This is a genomic window from Streptococcus sp. 29892, from assembly GCF_032594935.1.
GTDB classification, from domain to species: Bacteria; Bacillota; Bacilli; order Lactobacillales; family Streptococcaceae; genus Streptococcus; species Streptococcus hyiners.
Map to the genome: position 1 here is coordinate 175,777 of NZ_CP118734.1, position 22,334 is coordinate 198,110.

At 43.7% G+C, this 22,334-nt stretch carries 20 protein-coding genes; 15 read left to right on the forward strand and 5 right to left on the reverse strand.

Translation table 11 applies throughout. The annotated features are described in order from the left end of the window. Positions 1–19 precede the first annotated feature (19 nt). From PW220_RS01050 to PW220_RS01060, 3 genes are all read left to right on the forward strand, one after another. A complete protein-coding gene (locus PW220_RS01050; RefSeq protein ID WP_248055260.1) occupies positions 20–754 on the forward strand; it encodes a CppA family protein in 735 nt (244 codons plus the stop codon). Beyond that, entirely contained in the window at positions 751–1,689 is a 939-nt protein-coding gene (locus PW220_RS01055; protein ID WP_248055262.1) for a serine hydrolase domain-containing protein, read from the forward strand. The genes PW220_RS01050 and PW220_RS01055 overlap by 4 nt, the downstream gene beginning before the upstream one ends. A 134-nt stretch (positions 1,690–1,823) precedes the next feature. Then, the gene (locus PW220_RS01060) at positions 1,824–2,624 is read left to right on the forward strand and encodes a COG3942 and LysM peptidoglycan-binding domain-containing protein (RefSeq protein ID WP_248055265.1); all 801 of its coding nucleotides are present in this window, start codon (positions 1,824–1,826) and stop codon (positions 2,622–2,624) included. 190 nt (positions 2,625–2,814) lie between these two features. On the opposite strand, the gene pflB is transcribed toward PW220_RS01060, so the two are convergent. Further along, a complete protein-coding gene (gene pflB, locus PW220_RS01065) occupies positions 2,815–5,160 on the reverse strand; it encodes a formate C-acetyltransferase (protein WP_248049639.1) in 2,346 nt (781 codons plus the stop codon). A 249-nt stretch (positions 5,161–5,409) separates the two neighbouring features. On the opposite strand from pflB, the gene dinB reads away from it, so the two are divergent. The 4 genes from dinB (at position 5,410) to PW220_RS01085 (ending at position 8,676) form a co-directional block, all read left to right on the forward strand. Further along, the gene (gene dinB / locus PW220_RS01070; protein WP_248055273.1) at positions 5,410–6,504 is read left to right on the forward strand and encodes a DNA polymerase IV; all 1,095 of its coding nucleotides are present in this window, start codon (positions 5,410–5,412) and stop codon (positions 6,502–6,504) included. Next, on the forward strand, positions 6,488–6,907 hold the full coding sequence (locus PW220_RS01075; protein ID WP_105124479.1) for an Rrf2 family transcriptional regulator: 420 nt from the start codon (positions 6,488–6,490) through the stop codon (positions 6,905–6,907). Before dinB ends, PW220_RS01075 begins: the two co-directional genes overlap by 17 nt. 124 nt (positions 6,908–7,031) lie before the next feature. After that, positions 7,032–7,661 carry an NAD(P)-dependent oxidoreductase gene (locus PW220_RS01080; RefSeq protein ID WP_248055274.1) on the forward strand — a complete coding sequence of 210 codons (630 nt, stop codon included), beginning with the start codon at positions 7,032–7,034 and terminating at the stop codon, positions 7,659–7,661. A 94-nt stretch (positions 7,662–7,755) separates the two neighbouring features. Then, complete coding sequence (locus PW220_RS01085) at positions 7,756–8,676, forward strand: 1-phosphofructokinase family hexose kinase (RefSeq protein ID WP_248055276.1); 921 nt, start codon at positions 7,756–7,758, stop codon at positions 8,674–8,676. A 135-nt stretch (positions 8,677–8,811) separates the two neighbouring features. Here the strand turns inward: PW220_RS01085 and PW220_RS01090 are convergent, their stop codons facing one another. The 4 genes from PW220_RS01090 to rnhC form a co-directional block, all read right to left on the reverse strand. Continuing rightward, entirely contained in the window at positions 8,812–9,525 is a 714-nt protein-coding gene (locus tag PW220_RS01090; protein ID WP_248055277.1) for a hypothetical protein, read from the reverse strand. A 105-nt stretch (positions 9,526–9,630) separates the two neighbouring features. Continuing rightward, positions 9,631–12,123, reverse strand: a complete 2,493-nt coding sequence (recD2, locus tag PW220_RS01095; protein WP_248055284.1) for an SF1B family DNA helicase RecD2 — start codon at positions 12,121–12,123, stop codon at positions 9,631–9,633. Positions 12,124–12,487: 364 nt separating this feature from the next. After that, the gene (gene lepB / locus PW220_RS01100; protein WP_248055285.1) at positions 12,488–13,102 is read right to left on the reverse strand and encodes a signal peptidase I; all 615 of its coding nucleotides are present in this window, start codon (positions 13,100–13,102) and stop codon (positions 12,488–12,490) included. A gap of 9 nt (positions 13,103–13,111) precedes the next feature. Continuing rightward, positions 13,112–14,002: a ribonuclease HIII gene (rnhC, locus tag PW220_RS01105; protein ID WP_248055287.1), complete on the reverse strand. Its 891-nt coding sequence runs from the start codon at positions 14,000–14,002 to the stop codon at positions 13,112–13,114. A gap of 84 nt (positions 14,003–14,086) precedes the next feature. Here rnhC and PW220_RS01110 point away from each other — a divergent pair, with 84 nt between their 5' ends. From PW220_RS01110 to PW220_RS01145, 8 genes are all read left to right on the forward strand, one after another. Next, entirely contained in the window at positions 14,087–15,070 is a 984-nt protein-coding gene (locus PW220_RS01110) for a Gfo/Idh/MocA family protein (RefSeq protein ID WP_248055288.1), read from the forward strand. A gap of 250 nt (positions 15,071–15,320) precedes the next feature. Further along, positions 15,321–16,565: a LysM peptidoglycan-binding domain-containing protein gene (locus tag PW220_RS01115; protein ID WP_459565359.1), complete on the forward strand. Its 1,245-nt coding sequence runs from the start codon at positions 15,321–15,323 to the stop codon at positions 16,563–16,565. Positions 16,566–16,914: 349 nt separating this feature from the next. Further along, positions 16,915–17,985, forward strand: a complete 1,071-nt coding sequence (locus PW220_RS01120) for a hypothetical protein (RefSeq protein WP_248055291.1) — start codon at positions 16,915–16,917, stop codon at positions 17,983–17,985. Positions 17,986–17,987: 2 nt separating this feature from the next. Continuing rightward, complete coding sequence (locus tag PW220_RS01125; protein ID WP_248055293.1) at positions 17,988–19,040, forward strand: APC family permease; 1,053 nt, start codon at positions 17,988–17,990, stop codon at positions 19,038–19,040. Beyond that, positions 19,030–19,854 (forward strand): hypothetical protein, encoded by an 825-nt coding sequence (locus PW220_RS01130; protein ID WP_248055294.1) that lies wholly within the window; start codon positions 19,030–19,032, stop codon positions 19,852–19,854. Before PW220_RS01125 ends, PW220_RS01130 begins: the two co-directional genes overlap by 11 nt. After that, positions 19,854–20,534 (forward strand): hypothetical protein, encoded by a 681-nt coding sequence (locus tag PW220_RS01135; protein ID WP_248055296.1) that lies wholly within the window; start codon positions 19,854–19,856, stop codon positions 20,532–20,534. Before PW220_RS01130 ends, PW220_RS01135 begins: the two co-directional genes overlap by 1 nt. Positions 20,535–20,548: 14 nt before the next feature. Further along, complete coding sequence (locus PW220_RS01140) at positions 20,549–21,259, forward strand: hypothetical protein (protein ID WP_248055302.1); 711 nt, start codon at positions 20,549–20,551, stop codon at positions 21,257–21,259. 48 nt (positions 21,260–21,307) lie between these two features. Next, positions 21,308–22,273, forward strand: a complete 966-nt coding sequence (locus PW220_RS01145; protein ID WP_105117649.1) for a helix-turn-helix transcriptional regulator — start codon at positions 21,308–21,310, stop codon at positions 22,271–22,273. Positions 22,274–22,334 lie beyond the last annotated feature (61 nt).

Below are 22,334 nucleotides of genomic sequence, written 5' to 3' on the forward strand. Positions count from 1 at the left end.
TGAGGAGAGAATAGCTATCGTGTTGAGAAAAAATGATGTGATTGTGCCTGTATTGCGTGTCAATAATCGTGGTATCAATCAAGCCTTCCTAGAAGATCAACTAGGAATGAAAGTGAAATTAGAAGACGGTCCTTTTGCTGATTTTGGCGATAGAACCAGTTCTGCAACAAAATTGGTTTTGATGGAGTCGCCAGGTAATCGCACTCGGGCTGTCAAGGGACTAAAAAAATTAAATAAAATCGTGGTTAAGGTAGAGCAGGCTAGTGACATTGAAGCCTTGCTAGCTCGAGGCACAGTGTTTGCCAAGCTCTATAAAGGAAAAGCTGGTTTTGGCTTTGAAGCTCTTTCTCCAGAGGGAGATAGCTTCCTGCTCCATGCAGAACAGTCTATCGAGGATTTGACGGCTATTCTTCCGCCAGTACACTTTCCTGCTCAAGCTGATTTTTCAGGTCTGACTGCTTTTGCGGTGGAAGCTGTCTGGATCAATAGTCCACAAGCCAGCGTTAGTCAAGATTTCTATGAAACAATCTTACCTGATCAAGACTTTTTGCATTTTGTTGGGGCGGAAGGTGAAGATCTAGTAACCCCTGCGGATCAGGTTTGGGACTTGGACAGTTTGCGTTTTCCTGTCGAGCAGGATTTTGACTGGGCAAACTTGGAAAGTCAGTTGGAAGGTCCCTTCTTTAAAGACAAAAAAGAAACCTTTATCCAAACGGTTGACCCAAGTGGTATTGAATTGTGGTTTGAAAAATGAGACAAGCGATTTTAGACAAGATTTCAGAGCAGATTGTAGCAGGAGTTTATCCTGGTGCCAGTCTGGCTCTTTTTTCTAGGGGACAGTGGCAGGAGTATTATCTGGGGACTCAAGATGGTCAGACGCCAGTAGAGGCGGGTTTGACCTATGATTTGGCCTCCGTATCCAAGGTGGTTGGTGTAGGCACTCTTGCGACTTTTTTGGTCAATAGCGGAGCTTTGGAGCTAGATAGGACCTTGCAGTCTTACTATCCTGCTTTTCAGAATAGTCAGGTGACCATTCGGCAATTATTGACCCATACTAGTGGCATTGATCCTTTTATTCCCAATCGGGATAGTCTGGATGCAGACCAATTAAAAGAAGCGATATTGAAGATAAGGGTGACGGAGAACAAGGACTTTTTCTATACTGATATCAATTTTCTCCTGTTTGGCTTTTTGTTGGAGGAACTAGGTGGAGCTTGTCTGGACCAGCTAATCAGTCAAGGCGTTCTAGAGCCCTTTGGCATGTCCCAAACCTCCTTTGGACCAGTCAGTCAGGCGGTGCCGACGGTGCGTGAGGTAAAAGCAGGTGTGGTGCACGATCCCAAGGCGCGTGTCTTGGGTGTCCATGCGGGTAGTGCGGGTCTCTTTTCGACGGTCAGAGATTTGGAAATCTTTTTGGAGCGCTATTTGACCGAGGATTTTGCGGCAGGATTGACCCAGGATTATGGCTTTGACGACAAGCGCAAGCGGTCGTTGGCCTGGGATAAAAAGGGGGACTGGTTGTCCCATACGGGCTATACAGGGACCTTTATCATGTACAATCGTCCCTTGCAACAGGCGGCTATTTTCCTCTCCAATCGTACCTTTGAAAAGGATGAGCGGGCTCAGTGGAAGCTGGATCGAAACCAGGTTATGGCTCTGATTCGTCAGGTTTTGGAGGATGAGTGTTAGACAGAAGGTTTACCAACTACCAAAATAGTTTGAGGGTTGAAGTTAGAGAAGAAACCGTTAGCAATTTGTAATCAATTTGACATTTTTTACGGTGAAAATATTGGTAAAATGAGAATATGTATTGGAGGTGTAAAATGAAAAAGTATATTTGTCAGTCGGCCTTGTTGTTGGCAGGTTTTGTGACTACTGTTATGGGTGTCTATAGTGTTCAAGCAGACAGTCATATTGTGGTAGAAGGCGATTCCCTTTACTCAATCGCAGACCAGTATGGCGTCGATCCCAATCAACTAGCAGAAACCAATGGATTGGACATTCTAGGCCTAATCACACCAGGACAAGTTTTAGAATTGCCAGGTCAAGCCTATGTCGAAGAATTTGAAGAAGCTGGTGCAGGTCAGTCTGACTATGTTGTTCAAGAGGGGGATTCCCTTTATGGTATTGCAGATGCTTTTTCATTGGACATTTACGATTTATTAGCGCAAAATCAATTGACCCTCGAAACGACTTTGCATCCTGGTCAAATTTTGAAGTTGACAGAAACAATATGGGGTCAGGCTGTCGATACAAGTAGCGATAGCTACTATCTACCTGGTTATGAATATGAGCCTGGTATCAACTATCCTGTTGGTCAATGTACATGGGGTGTACAAAAAGTTGCTCCGTGGGCAGGCGACTGGTGGGGTGATGCAGCTACTTGGGGAGCCAATGCGGCGCGTGATGGTTTCCGCACAGGAACAACGCCAGAAGTCGGTGCTATTATTTCCTGGAATGACGGTGCTCTAGGGCACGTTGCCTATGTGACAGCTGTTAATGAAGAAGGGCAAATCCAAGTTCTTGAAGCCAATTACCGTGGGCAACAATGGGTGGATAATTTCCGTGGTTGGTTCAATCCAACGGATACAGCTGGTGAAATTACCTATATTTACAATAACTAAGATAATAAACTATCCCCTCTCGAATTCGATTTCGGGAGGGGATTTTGGGTATAGGATAGAGAGGTGAGTAAACCATGTCCGTTGGGGCTATCCTTCCGTAAATCATCTAGCCATCCTTCCACAATGTGTGGGAGGATTTTCTGATACAGCAAAAAGGACCTGCAATGCAAGTCCTTTTGTGTTTGCTTGATTAAGCTTGACCTGAAACTTCGGAAGCGTGGTCGTCCATTGAAAGAACTTCGTGGAAGACGCGTTGTGTCAATTCAGTTTTTTGTTCTTTAGTGAGGTATTTAGTGTTTACGCAGTATCCAGAGATACGAACGATAACATCTTCACCAGCCATGATTTTCTCGTAAACGTCGTTCAAGTCCATAACGTTCAAGTTAACGTGCTGACCACCTTGCTCGAAGTATCCGTCAAGGATAGTCACTAAGTTAGTGACTTGCTCATCGAAGGTCTTACCAAGTGCTTTTGGAGAAACTTGAGTTGTCAATGAGATACCGTCGTTGGCATGGTTGAAGTTGAGCTTAGAAAGGGTGTTCAAGTTTTGCAACCAACCACCACGAGATTTAGAAGTTGGGTTAGCACCTGGTGGGAAGAATTCCACTTTAGAAGTGTTAACTGAGCCATCTTCATTGAGGAATACACCACGGTGTACAGGTGAGTTACCAGTTTGTTTAGAGTAGGCAACGTTTGAAGTGATAGTCAAGATAGATACCGCAGCTTCTGCATTCTTGTAGAGTTTCTTGTTAGCAAGACGAGTATAGAATGCTTCCATGAGCCATTTCGCGATATCATCTACACGGTCATCATCTTCACCATAGCGTGGGAAGTCACCAGTTACTTCGTAGTCGTAGATGAAGCCATCTTCGTCACGAATTGGTTTAACTTGTGCATACTTGATAGCTGACAAGGAGTCAACAGTATTTGCGAAACCACAGATACCGAAGCCCATATTTGCACGAAGGTGAGTTGGCAAGAAGGCCATTTGAACTGCTTCGTAGTTGTACTTGTCTGTCATGAAGTGGATAATATTCATGGCATCAACATAAGTATCTGTCAACCAGTCAAGGGCTTTCTCAAAGTTTGCGATAACTTGGTCGTAGTCAAAGATTTCAGAAGTGTTTGGTTCAACGCCGTCAAATACTTTGTAGTCTTTGTGGACATCATCATAACCGTTGTTCCAGCTTGAAAGAAGGGCTTTCAATACGTTTACACGCGCACCGAAGTACTGGATGTTGTGGCGTTTGTCTTCGCTTTCTGGGTCGAGTGGTGACACACAGCAAGAGATACAGCTCATTTCACCATAACCGTCTTTAGCCATTGTTGTTACACCTTCATATTGGATAGAAGAGTGCTTGTGGCTCATTGCCATACAGTAGCGACGGAAAGCGTATGGAAGCTGGTCAGACCAAAGAACTGTCAAGTTTGGTTCTGGAGAGTTACCGATGTTGTCAAGTGTGTTCAAGAAACGGTAGTCCATCTTAGTAACACGGTGACGGCCATCGTTACCCATACCTGCCATAGATGTTGTCAAGAATGTTGGGTCACCAGAGTAGATTTCGTCGAAGGCTTTTGTACGAGCGAATTTCACTGTACGAAGTTTCAATACGAAGTCATCAACAAATTCTTGGATTTCTGATTCAGTAAATGTACCGCGAGCCAAGTCACGTTCAGCGTAGATGTCAAGAACGATAGGTACACGCCCAAGAGAAGTTGCCGCACCGTTGATAACACGGCAGACTGCCATGAAGGCGATGTTTGTCCATTGGATAGCTTCTTTTGTGTTCATCGCAGGTTTGCGAACATCAACACCGTACAAGTCACCCAAGCGAACAACTTGTTGCAAGGCTTGGTACTGCATGTTGATTTCTTCGCGAAGACGGATTGACTCTTCGTCGATTTCAGTGATGGCATTCCAGTCAGCTACTTTTTCTTCCATCAAGTAGTCAGCTCCGTAAAGGGCCAAACGAGCATACATACCGATGATACGGCCACGTGAGTAAGCATCTGGAAGACCAGAAACGTGGTGTGAGTGGCGAGCACGGCGGATGTCAGCTGTGTAGGCACGGAAGATACCGTCGTTTACAGTTGTAGCGTGTTTTGTATAGATTTCATGGATAAGTGGGTCTGGAGTATAGCCGTTTTCGATAAGCGTTGTTTCAGCCATACGGATACCACCACGTGGCATGAAGTTGAGTTTGAAGAGCTCATCGTTTTGGATACCGAAAATCAGCTCGTTGTCTTTATCAATGAAACCAGCTGGGATGTCAGCAATAGAGGTCGCACGATCCACGTCCATTGGGAAGCGTGTGTCTTCGTAGCCAGCTTTTGTTTCTTCGATGATTTTCTTGATGTGAAGCGAACGCTCAGTTGGTCCTGCAAGGAAACTTTCATCTCCATCATAAGGAGTGTAGTTAGCTTGTACAAAGCGGGTAATACTAGCCTTTTCTTGCCAGTCTACACCTTTGAAGCCTTCCCAGGCTTGAGCGAAAATGTCTTCAGTAACATTTTTAGTTTTCACTTTTGTTGACATGAGGGTTCTCCTTTGAGATAGTTTTGTTTTTCACATATTTTAGTATATCATATGTAAGCACTTTCCACAAGATAAAAATAGTTGAAAACATACTGAAATAATTTTCATTTTATATGTAAAAAAGTAGAAAAGATAAAATTACTTTTCATAGCTCAAACTTGAACGAAGGGAGACGCTTATTTTCGAGGCGTGAAAGATTTGTAAAAATAATGTATAATGTGTTACATACAAAAGCAGAAAGGAGTATCCATGTTAATTTTTCCCCTAATCAATGATTTATCTCGAAAAATTATTCATGTAGACATGGATGCATTTTTTGCTGCTATCGAGGTCAGGGACAATCCGACTTTGAAAGGGAAGCCAGTTATTATTGGTGCAGATCCGCGACTGTCTGGCGGTCGTGGAGTGGTATCTACCTGTAGCTATGAGGCGCGTGCCTTTGGCATTCATTCGGCCATGTCCTCCAAGGAGGCCTATGAACGCTGTCCGCAAGCCGTCTTCATTTCTGGAAATTATGAAAAATACCAGGAAGTGGGGCGACAGGTCAGGGAGATTTTTCACCGCTATACCGACTTGGTGGAACCCATGTCCATTGACGAGGCCTATCTGGATGTGACAGAAAACAAGCTGGGTTTAAGCTCGGCAGTCAAAATTGCCAAACTCATCCAATACGACATCTGGAATGAACTGCATCTGACAGCTTCTGCAGGGGTTTCCTACAATAAATTCCTGGCTAAAATTGCCTCGGATATGGAAAAACCGCATGGTCTGACCCTGATTTTGCCAGAGGATGCTGTTGGAGTACTAGCCTCTTTGCCTGTTGAAAAATTTCACGGTGTCGGCAAGAAAACGGTTGAACGTCTGCATGAGATGGGAGTTTCTACTGGTCAGGATTTGCTAGACGTGCCAGAAATGGTCTTAATTGACCGTTTTGGTCGCTTTGGTTATGATTTGTATCGGAAAGCTAGAGGCATTTCAAATAGTCCCGTCAAAACCAATCGGGTGCGAAAGTCTATCGGTAAGGAAAGGACCTATCGCAAGCTCCTCTATCGTGATGAAGATGTCTTGAAAGAGCTAGTCAGCCTCTGTCAACGGGTGGCCGTTAGCTTGGAACGAAATGAGAAACAAGGGCGCACCATTGTCCTGAAAATCCGCTATGGAGATTTTTCAACCCTGACCAAGCGACATAGTTTGGGAGAAGCGACCAATCAAGTTCAAGTAATAGAGAAAGAAATCCGTCAGCTTTTTGAAGAAGTTGGACAGGCTGAGAAAGGTGTTCGCTTGTTAGGAGTGACTGTTACCAATTTTATGGAAGGAGAAAGTAGAATTGCAAATTTCGAGTAGATTTACCATTGCTAGTCATATCTTGGTCTTGCTAGCCTTGGAGGGAGAAAAGGAAAAACAGACCAGTACCAGCATTGCAGGCAGTGTAGGGGTTAATCCAGTCATCATCCGCAATATCCTGGCTCAGTTGAAAGAGGCTGGCTTGGTTCAGGTGGCGCGTGGTGTAGGTGGCGCACGTTTGGCCCAAGCTCCAGACAAAATTACCCTCCTCCATATCTATCAGGCTGTAGAGTTATTTGGAGAAAAAGGGAAACTTTTTGGCTTTCATGAGCAACCCAATCCTGCCTGTCAGGTCGGCCGCTCTATCCATCCCCTGCTAGATAGCCGTTTGGAAAATGCCCAGTCGGCTCTGGAAAAAGAATTGGGACAAACAACCATTGCTGATTTATTGGCAGAATTATAGATATTCAATCATCCTCGTGATGATTTTTTTAAACTTTTAAGTTGTAATCATTGACATTACAACGAATATGGTATAGACTGAGTATTGTAAACAAAAACGTTACAACAAAAGTGAGGTAATCAATATGAAAATCGCCATTATTGCAGCAAACGGTCAAGCAGGTCAAGCAATTGCCAAAGAGGCAGTTGAACGTGGTCATCAGGTGACAGCCGTTGTCCGCTCTGAAAACAAGAGCGCAGCCCAGGAAGTCATCCAAAAAGATGCTTTTGCACTTAGCAAGGAAGACTTGGCGGGCTTTGATGTGGTTGTCAACGCCTTTGGTGCTTGGACACCAGAAACGCTACCAGATCACAGCCGTCTAGCTAGCCACTTGACAGACTTGCTTGCAGGCACCTCTACTCGCCTCTTGGTTGTCGGTGGTGCAGGTAGCCTCTATCTAGACCAGAGCCAAACAAGCATGCTCAAGGATGCCCCAGACTTCCCAGCGGACTACCTACCAGTCGCTGAGGCTATGGGCGCAGGTCTTGACATCTACCGTCAGGCAACAGCGGTCAACTGGACCTATATCAGCCCAGCAGCTGATTTTGATGCAGAAGGCCAAAAAGCAGGTGCTTATACCCTTGCTGGCGAGGTTTTCCAGGTCAATGCCCAAGGTGAAAGCTATATTAGTTATGTAGACTATGCAGTGGCCTTAGTAGATATTGCCGAAAAAGGTGGCTACCAGCAAGAACGCATTTCGGTTTTTGCATCATAAAATAGAAGTAAAGATAGTTCCCATCGTGGAATTATCTTTTTTATTTTTGGTTTATATAGTATAATAATATGTATAAAACAAAAAGGAGTTCCCTATGATTCACTTGATTTGTCCCAATCCAGCCCTAGACCGTACGCTTCTTGTGGAGAAGATTGAAAAGAACATTCCCCTACGTCCGTCAGAAGTCAGAGATTATCCAGGTGGTAAGAGTTTTAACGTGGCTTATGCCCTTCGAGAAAATGGAGTGACAGACTACACGATCCATACCATTTTAGGTGGACAGATCGGTCGCTACATTCAAGACCTTAATGTCCAAAAGGGAAATCAATTGCAGGTCGTTGAAAATGATCAGAACACAAGAACCTGCAATATTTACGTGGAAACCAGCACAGGCGATGTTGTGCTGTTCTATGAAAAAGGCTTTGAACTGACAGCGGACCTGCTTGACCAATTTACCCAGCAGATAGAAAATAGCCTAGAGGCTGGCGATATCCTAGTCTTTTCAGGCAGTCTGATGAAGGGCATGCCTGAAAACTACATTCAGCAGTTTATTGAAAAATACCCAGAGGTTTTGACCATAGTGGACACCAGTGGACCAGCTTTACGTGCTGCTTATCAAGCCCGTCCAGCCTTGATCAAAATCAATAATGAAGAGCTCAAGGACATCTATCCAGATTTAGATGAGGAAAGTCCAGAGGATATTTTGCGGATACTAAAAGAAGTCACGCCGCATGAAAATATTATCATTACCATGGGGGGCAAGGGTAGTCTGGCAAAAATTGGGCAACGGTTTTTCCGTATCCAGTCGCCAAAGAAAGAAACACGCAATCCCATTGCAGCAGGGGATTTCTACTTGGGTTTGCTAGTCAAGGGCATCAGCCAAGGGCAAGACCCAGAAATCTTCTTGAAAGAGGCAGCAGCCTTTGCGACTGCCAACTGTCTTAACTACTTCCCAGAAGTCGAAGCAGAGCAATTTGCAGAGATAGCGGGTAAAGTTGTTCTAGAAGAGGTGTAATACATATTCATCTATCAGCATTTATTTTTTGATATTTTCAAAAACGATGCTTTTAGTGAGTTTTGGTGTGATAATGCAAAAAAGCAAATAGCAACTCGTGCTATTTGCTTTTTAATAAGTGCTAGATACAATATGTTACTCTACCTTATCCAAGGTTACATGTACATGAGGTTCTGATACCAGGTCGTAAACGGCTTCTACAGATGGGTCAAAAGGATTTCCCCACATAATGACCTTGTATTGTCCGTCCTCTAGGATAAAACCTGGTGCAATACGTCCGCCGAGGCCAGTTACTCCTGGAAGAAGGGCGGAGCCTTCGCCATCAGCTCCACGGATTAGGTAGTGGTTTGGAGCATATTCGACTAGGTCTGTAATTTGAGCTGTGTAGGTCTGGATGAGGTGTTCTCCTTCCTCATCTTCACTAAGTCGAAAATCTTCATAAGTAGTAAAGGTGCCGTCTGCGCTGATAGTTACTTCAACATTGCGCGCTTGCTGGCTACTTCCTTGCCATTTTCCAACTAGGTCGTCGGGGATATTAGTAGCTGGCAAAGTTAGTAGCTGAGTGTGAGTTGTTTCGGTACTTAGGACACTTTCTTGGGCTTGAGAGCTTTGGCTATCTTGATTTTCCTGACTTCCCTCAGTTTGTTGGCTTGTATCTGTCGAAGAGCTAGTTTCACTTGTTTTTTCCACAGAGCTAGAACTGTTAGCAGTGCTTGTCTGCTTGGTGCTTGCTTGGGTCGTTTTACTGGTGGTTGCTTCTGTCTGGCTTTCTTGTTTTTTTGCTGAACAAGCTGTCAATAGACAGGTTACAGAAAGCAACAATACTGAGTAGTTGAATATCTTTTTCATTTGTTCTTACCTCCGCTTATAAACAGAGTATAACAAATAAAAACAAGCTTGTCAACACAAAATTGTAATATTTGTAACATTTTTGTAACAAAAGAAATGTTTTTGTTACTTGTTTTTGAAAAATTCCTCTATATCTGCCTCTTGGATGCCAATCATGGGGTCGATGGTTAGTAGGTTGTCTACAGTTAAAATGTATTCTGTGGGTTGGAAATTTGTTTTTTCTGGCTGGTCTAAATCAAGAAGGGAGAGTTGTTGGTTGTTTTCTTTGACTACTTCAGCCTGTTTTTTCCTGTCTGGCTGAGTAGGGGGCTGGGTTTGTGTAGTTGCAGCTGTTTTGCTTTCGTCTTTTTCAGTCAAAGCTTCCTTGCTGTTCTGCTCTGCCATTTCCCCTTGGAAACGTGGGACCAGGTAGGTTTTTCGGAGGGTGCCGGCGTTTTTGACGGCGTAGTCGAAGGCGGAGATTTCGCCCAGGAGGATGAGCTTGCTCTTGGAGCGGGTGATGGCTGTGTAGACCAGGTTGCGCTGGAGCATACGGTGGCTGGTTCGGGTGATGGGAAGAATGACGACCTGGAACTCGCTGCCTTGGGACTTGTGGATGGACATGGCATAGGCTAGGGTAATTTTGTACCATTCGTTACGGGGATAGGTTACCTCGCTGCCGTCGAAGTTGATGGTGATTTCATCCTGCTTGGAGTCGGTGTACTTGGCCGGTAGGAGGTCGGTAATATAGCCCAAGTCGCCATTGAAGACATTGGCTTCGGCGTCGTTGACTAGATGAATGACCCGGTCGCCTTGGCGGAAGGCTTGTTCGTTATGGAGGAATTCTAACTCTCCCTCTTCCAGTGGATTGAGCAGGGCCTGGGTCATGGTGTTGAGCTGGTCGATGCCTGCGGCACCACGGTACATGGGAGCAAGGATTTGTACTTCGTTGGCAGGAATGCCCGACTTGATGGCTGCGCCGACAATGCGCTCAATCAGGGCTGGAATTTGTTCATTCTGGGCTTCAAAATAGGAGCGGTCAGCCTTTTTCTCACGGAAATCGCTAGGTAGAGCCCCCTGTCGAATTTGGCTGGCAAGTGTAACGATGGTCGAATCGTCTGACTGGCGGTAAATACGTTCTAGAGTAATGCTGGGTAGCTTGTCAATTTTCAATAGGTCAGCTAGGACTTGACCGGGACTGACAGATGGCAATTGCTCGGCATCGCCGACAATGAGAACCTGGGTCTGGGATGAAATGTTCTGGAAGAGTTGATTGGCCAACCAAGTATCGACCATAGAAAACTCGTCTACGATGATGAAGTCGGCTTCGAGGTAATCATCTCGGTAGGATTCTTCCTGTCCTTCGACAAGCCCCAGATGGCGGTGGATGGTGGCAGAAGGCAACCCTGTCAATTCATTCATCCGTCTGGCTGCTCGTCCAGTTGGAGCGGCTAGGAGGACTGGGCATTCTTCTCGGTTGCGAGTCAAGTCAATCTTATGTAAGATGGCATAGACTGCAATAATGCCGTTGATGACGGTTGTTTTGCCTGTACCAGGTCCACCAGTTAGGATAAAAAGCGGATTGGTAATGGCTTGGACGATGGCTTCTTTTTGAATGTTATCGTAGGTCAGGGAAGACATACCTTCCAGCTCTGCTATGGCAGCCTCTACGTCTGCGCGTGGGAAGGGTTTGAAGCCATTTTTTCCCATCAGGCGGGTCAGGTTTTTATGGATACCATGTTCGGCAAAGTAGAGGCTGTTGTCGAAAATCTTGGTACCTTCTTGTTGAACCTTGCCATCTTCTATCAGCCCTGTCAATTCTTGGGCAACAGCAGCAGGGTCTAGTTCGGTATGGCGGGATTTTTCCAGCAGTTCAAGGGTAGCTTCTAGTAAATCTCTGGCCTCCACATAGGTATCACCTGTTTCCATAGAGCGATGAATGAGGCTAAAGAGCATACCAGCCCGAAAACGCTGGGGAGAGTCACTGGCAATTCCTAGGTTTTCCGCAATCCTATCGGCAATGGTAAAGCCAAGTCCCTGTACATCTTCGACCAGTTGATAGGGATTTTCCTCGATAATCTGAAGTGTTTTTTCCTTGTACTGGTCTTGGATTTGAAAGGCTAGCTTATTAGGAATACCGTATTCAGCTAGTTTGGCTAGTATCAGCTCCGTTCCATAATTGAGGCGGAGTTTTTCGATAAAGGCTTGCCTATTTTTGCTGGATAGACCAGAAATTTGGGTCAGTTTTTCAGGCTCAGCTAAAATCTTATCAATAGTATCATCGCCATAGAGCTCAACAATTTTCTCGGCTGTTTTTCGACCAATTCCCTTGAAATGGTCGCTGGAGAAATACTTAACCAGACCAGCAGAAGTGGGCTTGCTGCGTTCGTAGCGCGTGATTTGCAGCTGCTGACCGTATTTGGGATGGGTGACTAGATTGCCATAAAAGCGATAATCCTCCCCCTCAATGACATCGGCAATGGTGCCTGTTATAATGATGTCATAATCGTCATAGTCGGCGTCTGTTTCCTCAATTTCGAGGAGCAGGATTTTGTAAAAATTACTAGGATTTTCAAAAATGATCCGGTCAATGGTGCCGGTAAAATAAACTTCGTTCATAGAGAATATTTCCTAAAATAGTGAAAAAAGAAGTTTGGAACAGTGCTCCAAACTTGTTTGTGTTATACTCAATGAAAATCAAAAATAGCCTAGGAAACGAAGCTGATGATAGACCTCTGTTACTGTCTTGTTTCAAGGTAACAGGCTGAGGCTGGGCAAAAAGCTCAACCTCGCTTCTCAGGGTTCGTGTCAACATCTCAGCGCAGTGGTTGATTGGCAGATTTGTTCGTGTTTTACACTCCAAATCTGACCTAATCAACTGTGCGGGGGCGGGAAGACGAACTCTTTTTTGACCAGTCGAGTTCTTTCCCGCTCCCACTCATCAAGGCTCTTGACAACGGATAGTTTTGATTTTCGAAGAGTATTAATCAACAGTTCCAATTCGATTGAAAGGCCACATGCGGAAGACAACTTCTCCCTTGATACTGTCGCGCGCGAAAGTTCCTACGCTACGGCTATCTAAAGATACTAGGCGGTCATCACCTAAGAGATAGTATTGTCCTTCTGGTACTGTAAGGCTGAAATCAACAGAACCATTGGCATCCTGTGTAAAGGCTTGGGCAGTTTGGGCAACGGCTTGGAATTGTTTGTTGTAAGCATATTCTTCTTGCAATTTGTCCTTTTGAAAGGCTGCTAAGTATTCATCAAGATAGGGTTCATCCACTTCCTGCTCGTTGATATAGAGGACATCGTTTGCATAGCGAATGGTATCGCCTGGCATGCCGATAACTCGTTTGACAATGAGTTTTTCCTTGCCATCGCTATCTATTTCGCTGGCCACGACAATATCAAAACGATCTATGGATGTGGTTTTGAACATTACTAACTTTTCTTGGTGTTGGAGAGTAGGATCCATAGAATGACCATCAACGGATACAGGGTCCCACAAGAAGTAGCGACTAGCAACGAGAGCGATCATAAAGAGAATGAGTGTCCCCCATTCAGCTAAGAAGGCTATGAAGCCTCGTCTTTTTCCCATATTTATTCCTCATTTCAATAATTTTTGTGCTTTTTGCGTATTGGCAAAGTGGAGCTTGGCAGTTTGGTTTAGGCCTGCCAGACCATATTCTTTTAAGATGCTGGCTGCGACATGGTCGGATTTGCTTCCAGCTCCGGAAGGTAGGTTTCTGCCTACCAGTTGACCAAGCTGGGTAAGGTTCTCTAAAAACATACTTCTTGCAATGATAGAAGATACTGCTACAGCCAGGTACTTGCCCTCAGCCTTTTCTTCCAAGGTCACTGGATTAGCAAATTGATTGGCTTCTTTCTTTAGGTATTTTTGATAATTTTGGCTAGAAGTAAAGGCATCAATGACAATCTTCTCAGGCTGGGTTCCCTTTTGTAGGAGCAGGAAAATAGCCTGATTGTGTAGGGCGACCTTGACAGACACCGCATTGTAGCCCTGCTCGATGACCTCATTGTATTTTTTGGGGGTCAATAGCAGAGCTTGGTGGGGGATTTTCTCTTTTAAGAGAGGAGCGATTTGGCAGATTTTTTTGTCTGTCATTTTTTTGGAATCATCCACGCCAAGCGACTTGAGAAAGGCATGGTCTTCTGGGCGGACAAAACTAGCAACGACTGCCAAACCACCAAAATAAGACCCATTTCCTACTTCATCCGTACCAATCATGGGCAGGTCTTGACCAGGACTGGTTGTCAGTTCAGATCTTTCTGGCTCATAACCCCAGAGCCTTGCTTCCTGCTCTGCCATTTCCCCTTGGAAAACGACCTTGCCTGAAGTATAGATGGACAAGCTAGCACCAGCTAGTTTGAAAAATGCTTCTATATAAGGATTTTTGCTAGCCTGTCGATAGCGGTCGTAGTGGGCTAGCATGGCCTGTTTTTGCTGGGTTGATGGCTTTAGGACAAGAGTATTCATGTTTTTATTGTATCATAAATGCGGGTTAGAGTGTGCAGAAAAGGGTGGTTTTTACTATAATAGGAGGAGAAAGTGAGGTAGACAATGAAAGATCAAGTACAGTACAAGTGGGCGACTTTGGGGACAGGTGTCATTGCCAATGAATTGGTTCAGGCCTTGCAGGCTATGGGTGGCAATCTTTATTCGGTAGCCAACCGCACCTATGATAAGGGTGCGGAGTTTGCGAAAAAATATGGCATCGAGAAAGTTTATCGAGAAATCGATGAGGTATTTGAGGATCCTGAAGTAGACATTATCTATATTTCTACGCCTCACAATACCCATATCCATTATTTGAGAAAGGCCTTGAAGGCTGGGAAACATGTCCTCTGTGAAAAGTCTATTACGCTTAATTCAGAAGAATTGGTAGAAGCTATTCAATTAGCTGAGGCAAATCAGGTTATCCTGGCAGAAGCCATGACCATTTTCCACATGCCAATCTATCGTCAGTTGAGCGAAGTGGTTGCCAGTGGCAAGCTGGGAGAGTTGAAGATGATTCAGATGAACTTTGGTAGCTACAAGGAATATGACATGACCAACCGCTTTTTCAATAAGAACTTGGCAGGAGGTGCTCTTTTAGATATCGGTGTCTATGCTCTTTCCTTTGTCCGTTGGTTTATGACAGAAAAGCCAAGTCAGGTCCTATCCCAGGTTAAACTAGCTCCGACAGGTGTGGACGAGCAGGTAGGTATTTTGCTCAGCAATGATGCAGGAGAGATGGCAACCATTGCATTGACCCTTCATGCCAAACAGCCAAAACGGGGGACAATTGCCTATGACAGAGGTTATATTGAACTCTATGAGTATCCTCGTGGCCAAAAAGCAGTCATTACCTATACCGAGGACGGTAATCAAGAAGTCATTGAGGCAGGCCAAACTACCGAGGCCCTCTCTTATGAAGTGACGGATATGGAAAAAGCAGTCGCAGGACTTGAAAATACCATGCATCTAGCCTACACCCAAGATGTAATGGACATTATGACCCAACTCCGCAAAGAATGGGGCTTGGTCTATCCGGAGGAAGTTTAGGAAGCTCCTTGAACTCTATTTGGGAGCTTTAGGTAGATTTTTGGATGGCTTTCTTTAGTCAATAATGTGACAGAACTGTAACAAATATATGGGTTTTGTGACAGAAAAAAAGTAATATTACGTAAGGGCTACAGTTTATTTAAAAGCTCTGTAAGTGCTTGTATTTCAAATCGGATTCGTATATGATAGGATTATCAAATCAGAAAAGGAATAGAAGATGAAACGTAAAAGAGTTACAAAACCAAAGCATATGCGTCGTAAGAGAAAAACATCCCTTTTGCAAACAAATAAAAAAATGATGTACGCGTCAACCTTGGCCCTTTCACTTTTCACAACTGGTATGGTTAGTCCACAAGTTCTCGCATTGGAGTGGACACCACGAACTGTTGAAGAAATCATTACTGAAATTACTAACAATGAAGGTCAGTTGACTTATACGGTTAAGTATGGTGATACCCTTAGTGCTATCGCTTCAGCTATGAATGTTGATATGCATTTGTTGGCTAAAATCAATCAGATTACAGATATTAACTTGATTTTCCCAGATACAGTTTTGACAGCTACTCTTGATCAAAACAATCAAGTTACCCAGATTGAAATTGAAACACCAAGCCAGGAAAATCCAGCAGAAACTGTTCAAGCAACTGTGGATGTGACAGCTAATCAGGCGACTATTGAAAATACAGTTGTAAACTTGGCTGAAGTTCCTGTAGTAGCCCCAGTCGCTCCAGCAGTAGAAACTCCAGCCGAGGCAACAGCACCCGTTGAGCCAGCAGTAGAAGCTCCAGCCGAGGCGACAGCCCCTGTTGAGCCAGCAGTAGAAGCTCCAGCCGAGGTAACAGCGCCCGTTGAGCCAGCAGTAGAAGCTCCAGCCGAGGCAACAGCCCCTGTTGAGCCAGCGGTAGAAGTTCCAGCCGAGGTAACAGCCCCTGTTGAGCCAGCAGTAGAAACTCCAGCCGAGGTAACAGCCCCTGTTGAGCCAGCGGCAGCAGAAGCTCAAGCGACGGCGGAAGCTCAAGCGGCAGCAGAAGCCCAAGCGGCGGCGGAAGCTCAAGCAGCGGCGGAAGCCCAAGCGGCAGCAGAAGCTCAAGCAGCAGCAGAAGCCCAAGCAGCAGCGGCAGCTCAAACTCAGGCAGCAACTAGCTCTTACGATGTAGGCTTGCAACCACAGGTCGCAGCCTTCCGTGCAGAAGTAGCTAATGCCTTCGGTATTACTTCTTTCTCAGGTTACCGTCCTGGTGATTCTGGCGACCATGGTAAGGGATTGGCAATTGACTTCATGGTACCACAAAGTTCAGCATTAGGTGACCAGGTGGCAGAGTATGCTATTGCTAATATGGGTGCGAAAAACATTTCTTATATCATCTGGAAACAACGTTTCTATGCGCCATTTGACAGTATCTACGGTCCAGCTTACACTTGGAACTTGATGCCAGACCGCGGAAGCATTACAGAAAACCACTACGACCACGTACACGTGTCATTTAATCCATAAGACAAATAGTAAAACTCATCCTTTAGAGGATGAGTTTTTTTGCGTATTCTTATTGGATAAAAGGGGAATGTTTTTATTGAATAGCTGTCATAAAATAAGGAAAAAACAATCTTATCACAAGAGCAATAGCTGTAAATCCAAAAAAGACGAATGTTTATCAAATATATTGACAAAATATACGGGGCGGGGGGCTATAATGGAAGTGGCATAGACAAATAGGGTAAACTAGAATAAAAAACTTGACCACGAGAACAAGAATTTTCCTTGTGGGTAAAATACTACCCATAGTATTTGCTATGCTATAGACAGAAGCATAGGATATATGCAAATACATTTTAAGGAGTTATATATGTTAAAAGGAATTCAGTCTATTGGCAATCTTGCTTTGTTTTTTCTGAAGATAGTTATTCTGATTGTTTGTTGGGATGTTTTTAACATTAGTCTATCCAATCCAAGCAAATTAGCTAATTTTATTGTAGTGGGAATAGTGGTCTTGCTTTTCGGCAGTGGCAAAATGAACGATCTACGGCAATCGACCTTTTATAAGGAGATTTATCTAAAATTATTTGCTATGGTAGCGGTCGTCCTTTTTCTGTTCATTCCAACAGTCTATTCTCTGTTTCGTGTCGAAAGTTTGCTGCAGGAGAATGGGTTCTTTCGGGTAATTGGAGGATTTATTTCTATAATTGCTTTACTAATTTTTGTATGCATCGGAATTGTTCTACCTTTTTGGCTCATCTATCGTGCGGCAATTTTTATCGCTGGAACAGATCGTTCTGGTTATATGCAGGTGCCAAAATTTTTTAAGCATCAGCCTAAGAAGATAAGGCTATTTATTCTTAATAAGACACCAAGATTTGATCGCCTAGCTATCGTCTGTGGTATTTTTTTAAGTATTGTCTATCTTCAAGCAGGGTCGGTCCCTTTACCAGCCTTTCTATCTTTTTTAAAGGTTGGGACCTATATTCACCCTCTGGTTCTCGTGTTCTTGTATAAGATGATTTCGATTCGTTTTAATTACAGTATGCATAATTTTTCTTATCATCTCTTTGACCCAGCTTCGCCCGTATTTCCACATCTGAAGCCAGGTTTTTATGAGGAACTTTTCAAGGTCAAGTCATCAGGCGGCTCTACTGTCCAACAGAAGTGGGAAGAAGATAGGCGGTATAATGCAGAAATTAGATACCACTGGGCGACAGTCGTTCCTGTCCAACTTCCCTTCATTACTCTTTCTTTGTATTGGACTATGGATGAGGAAGGGAAAAATTGGAAAATTTACAAACCAGAGCAATACCTAACAGGTCCTCGCTCTGGCAAGGTAATGACTGAGGCGGAAAGACGAGCGACATCCTTGAAGCCACTAACTGAACCAAGTCTTATCAAACCAGTCGCAAAACAACCAGACATTAGAAGGAAATAGCTATGGGGAAGAAATTTGAATTTATATTGCGGATAGTCTTGTTCGGAGTGGGTGTTTTTGTGGTTCGCAACACGCTTGCATCCCTGTGGCCCTTTACCTTTATCAATGTGATGTTTTGGCTCTATACTGGGATACTGTTTGCGCGGCTTTTCTTTCCAGACTTTTATGCCCGCTACCGTTCCCATCTCCATCTACTCCCTATTCTTTATTTTGTCTATTCGATTTGGTGGATTATGGAGTTGACGACAGACTATGCTTTTCAAGGGACAATTGTCATCTTTATTCTCCTCGTTCTTTGGTATCGTAAATCAACCTTCAGGGAAAAAGAGCAGGCACTGAAAGATGAAAAAGAACGTGCCAAGAGGATGGAGCAGAGAAAGACGGAAGAGGCACTGGCCGTGCGCCATGCCTTTCAAGAGGGGATTATCGTGAGAGATGGTTTCTACAATCCTCAATTGGATGATTTAGAAGCCTTCGCTAAGCAGACGATTATGAAATTCACGATAGATACTGCTGAAAATCCAGACAAGACAGTTATCACCTATCGTCGTTCCAATCGGTGGTTGCATGAATTTGACATTGACGATATGCCCTATGATCATATCAAGATTTATCATGATGGGGAGGTTCATCAGGTTTTGGCTCGCTTCCGTAAACAGTCTGCTAAACGTTTTAAGCGTGACAAGGAGCTAGGGCTGGGAGATTATCATAGACGGTCTTTGCGGCCGTGGATCCGTCCAGTAGATGCTGGGCAGTATGATAGGACTCATATTATTCCTATTGGTTACCATGGTTTTGAAGCTGATCCACGCCTGGTTATTGGTTGGTCTAGTGAGCAAAATAGAAATCAGTTTCCAGAGTGGGAAAAACTGCTTGCTTCTATCAATCAAGTCGAGGACATTATTTGGTACACGGAGATAAGAAAAACGAAATACGGCGCAAAGTGGACCTATGTGTTGACGGACAAGAATGGTCGTGCCTTGCAACGGGGTGAATTTGTCATGGGAACGGAAGAGAAGCCTGTGACCTTTGAATGGGGGACCTATGAACAATAAAAAAGGCTGTCTGCTTATTCTAGCAACTATCTTTGTTTTATATAAGATTATTCTGCCAAGTAAGGTGCTGACGGGCTTACTTGGTCTGGCTATCATGGCAGGTCTTGTTTATTTTGTGAAAAAAGAATACTTCACCAATCGGACCGCAAACTTTTATCATTCAGGAAGTGAAATAAAGCCACACATTCGGAAGAAAATTGTGACACGGAAGACCTATTCGCCTGACTATGATCGTCTGGAGGCTTTTGAACAACAGGATGTACTCTATGTGACCAGTGGAGAACCTTTTGGTTCCTCGGTTGTCATTGAGTACAGAAGATTGCCTCAAGAAGTTGCTCCTGAAGATTTTTCAGATATACCTAAGGATACTATCTTGGTTCATCATTCGGAGGACAAGCATCAGTTGATTGCATTCTTTGGTAAGAGTTCTTTTCACAGGGTTCCATTTGACTACTACCGTGGGGATGATTATCCTTTAGAGAAGATGTGGGTGCGACCCTATGGACCTGTTTTTCAAAGATGGATGTTAATTCCCTTTACTTTTCACGGTTTGGAAGCCGATCCTCGTCTATTCATAGCTGTTGAGGGGATGACAGAAAGAATCTTTGATACCTATAAAGAAGCTATGTATGATATTGGTCTTTTAAATAGGGACCAGGATACCTGTATTTTCATTGACATCAATCGCTTTGACACTGGCATGGGTATCCTGTATCAGGTCTTGGACAAGGAACAATCCATCATCTATACCCAAAACTTTTTCCTTCCTGGAAACTATACTTTTGAAAGCTTAGAAAATGGAGTAAGTGTCTAATGTTTCATATCAATTATCAAGGAAAAGTGGCAAAATGTGGTGGTCTTTTTCGAAAATGTGAAGTAGAAACCAGTCCTCATTTTGAAACCAAGGCAGAAGGGGAAGCCTATTTGGAAAAATGGGAGGACAATCGCCGGAGGTATCCAAGTTTACAATATAGCTCGCTCGTAGAGCCGTGTTTTAAGGGGCATGGACCGGGAAATCTGTTAAATATAGAAGGCAGTTCAGAGTATCTTCATGTGTTCTTGAATAGTGAGGAGCTTGAGGAAGCTATTTTGGAATTTTTATTCCAAGAGTATGAAAATGGAGCCTTACCAATGACTGTTCTGGGACCCGCGGCTGATTTTACGGAAGATCCTCAGTTAATAAAAATGGTGGAGCAATTTTATGCTTGTGATGGGGATTATTGGATAGCGGGTGGACCAAGTCCTGCCCCAGGGATGAGCATTGATAAGATACTGCCACTTTTGGTAGAACGCTTGTATGCAAAATATAGCATTATTGAATTCTTTGCTTGGCTAGGATACGAAGTCTATCATACAGGAGAATTTATTGGGATTGGTTATTTCAGATGTGGTTATTCGGACTTCTTAGTCGCAAGGGAGAATGAAGCATGGGAAGAAGAGATAGCCTACTTATTTGAAGAAGATGATGACTATGACTATGAGTTGGAAGAATAAAGGAGGATTGGAAGATGGTGCTATATCATTACTCATCGAGAACGGGTATGGTGGAGGAATGCACTGCTAGAACAGTGGAACATTGTGAGTTTAGTGCTTATTCGCATTCAGAGAATTTTTCTTGGGTGGAGAAGTATCGTCAGGATGAAAATAAGGCTAGGAAGGAGGCGATTGATAATACAGAACGGCTCTTGAAAAGGGATTATTTGTTTGCAACTTTTTCTGATCGCTTATTGTGGTCAGATACAGGGGTTAAGGACTGGTCGCGAGTAACCATACGAGCAATGGAAGTCGCTAAAGTAGACAGTGACATTATTCAGTGGTTAAAAAGCAAACCCTTCTGTCTTTTCCATCGTTCTCAATCAGGGATAGCCTCTTTTCTCAACTCACAAAATGGTCTGAAAGATGTTGCTAAGGTGATGGAATCTCTATTCTATACTAATATGGGGTCTGATTTAGGAACCCAGACCATGTTAGACCGCTGGCAATTAAGAAAACACTGTTCAAATGACGGGGCGGCTACAAATTTTCATAAGCCAGTTCTCAACCACCATATCACCAGCATAGATAACTATAGTCTAGCAAACGTTTGGTTGGAATATATCCGAGAAAAGAAAAAGCGTGGGGAATTGCGTGAATTTATCTACGGAATGGAAGTATTTTATGCGATTGTACTGCCAACCGGTCAAAGTCGCCCAGAGGAAAGTTATTGGACTTGCAAATAGTAGTAAAATTTTTTAGAATAGAGAAAAATAACAATTGGCGGTTGAGATATGAAAGATAAATTGTTGCTGGCGATCTATATCTTAGAGATATTAAAAAAATATTCCAGCCCCCAAACCAGGCTCACACAAGCGCAGATTATGAAGCGTTTAGACACTGACTATACCATTTCGATTACCAGAAAGACTCTTTCCAACTATCTGGTGAGATTAAAAGAAGAGGGATATATTGAAGGTCAACGGGGTGTCTATATTCGCCGGGATTTTTCTGATAATGAATTAAAATACCTGATTGATAGTATCCTCTATGCTAAACATATGCCGGATGAACAGGCTGTCACCTTGATTGAAAAATTAAGGAATCTATCTCCTAGCCGTGTTAAAAACCGGGCCAAACACATTAGCTATCTGTCCTCCATGAACCATACTGATAATATGTGCCTGGATCAAGTTGTTGAAGGTTTGGAGGAAGCTATTGAGAAGAATAGAAAGGTTCAAATTACGACCTGTCGTTACAATCTGTCGGGGAAATTAGTGGATACAGGCACTAGTATCATCAGTCCCTATTACATTGTTTCTTCCATGTCTCGCTACTATGTGATTTGTTATGACGACTGTCGGGGGCAATATCTGGAGAACCGCCGTCTGGATCGGATTACTCAGGTTGAGGTCCTCTCAGAACCACGACGTAAGTTGGATGAAAGTGCTAGTATGAGGGATCGGTTCCATCTTGGTCAGTACATGAAAGAGCATCTCTATATGTTTTCTGGTCCGACTGGCAAAGTTCGGCTTGCCTTCAAAGAACAATTAGTGGGGATTGTAATTGACTGGTTTGGCAAGGATTTTCGCTTCGTGAAACAAGAGGGAGATATAGTGACCGTTGATCTTATCTGTAATGAAGATGCCTTTTATCACTGGGCTCTGCAATACGGGGAACATTTTGAAATAATAGCTCCCGACCATCTCCGGAAGAGAATGAAAGAAGGTTTAGAAAAAATATTAAAAAAATACCAATAGAAGTTGATAATGTGTAATATTCTACCCATAACATTTTATATAATAGTCCCATAAATAAGAA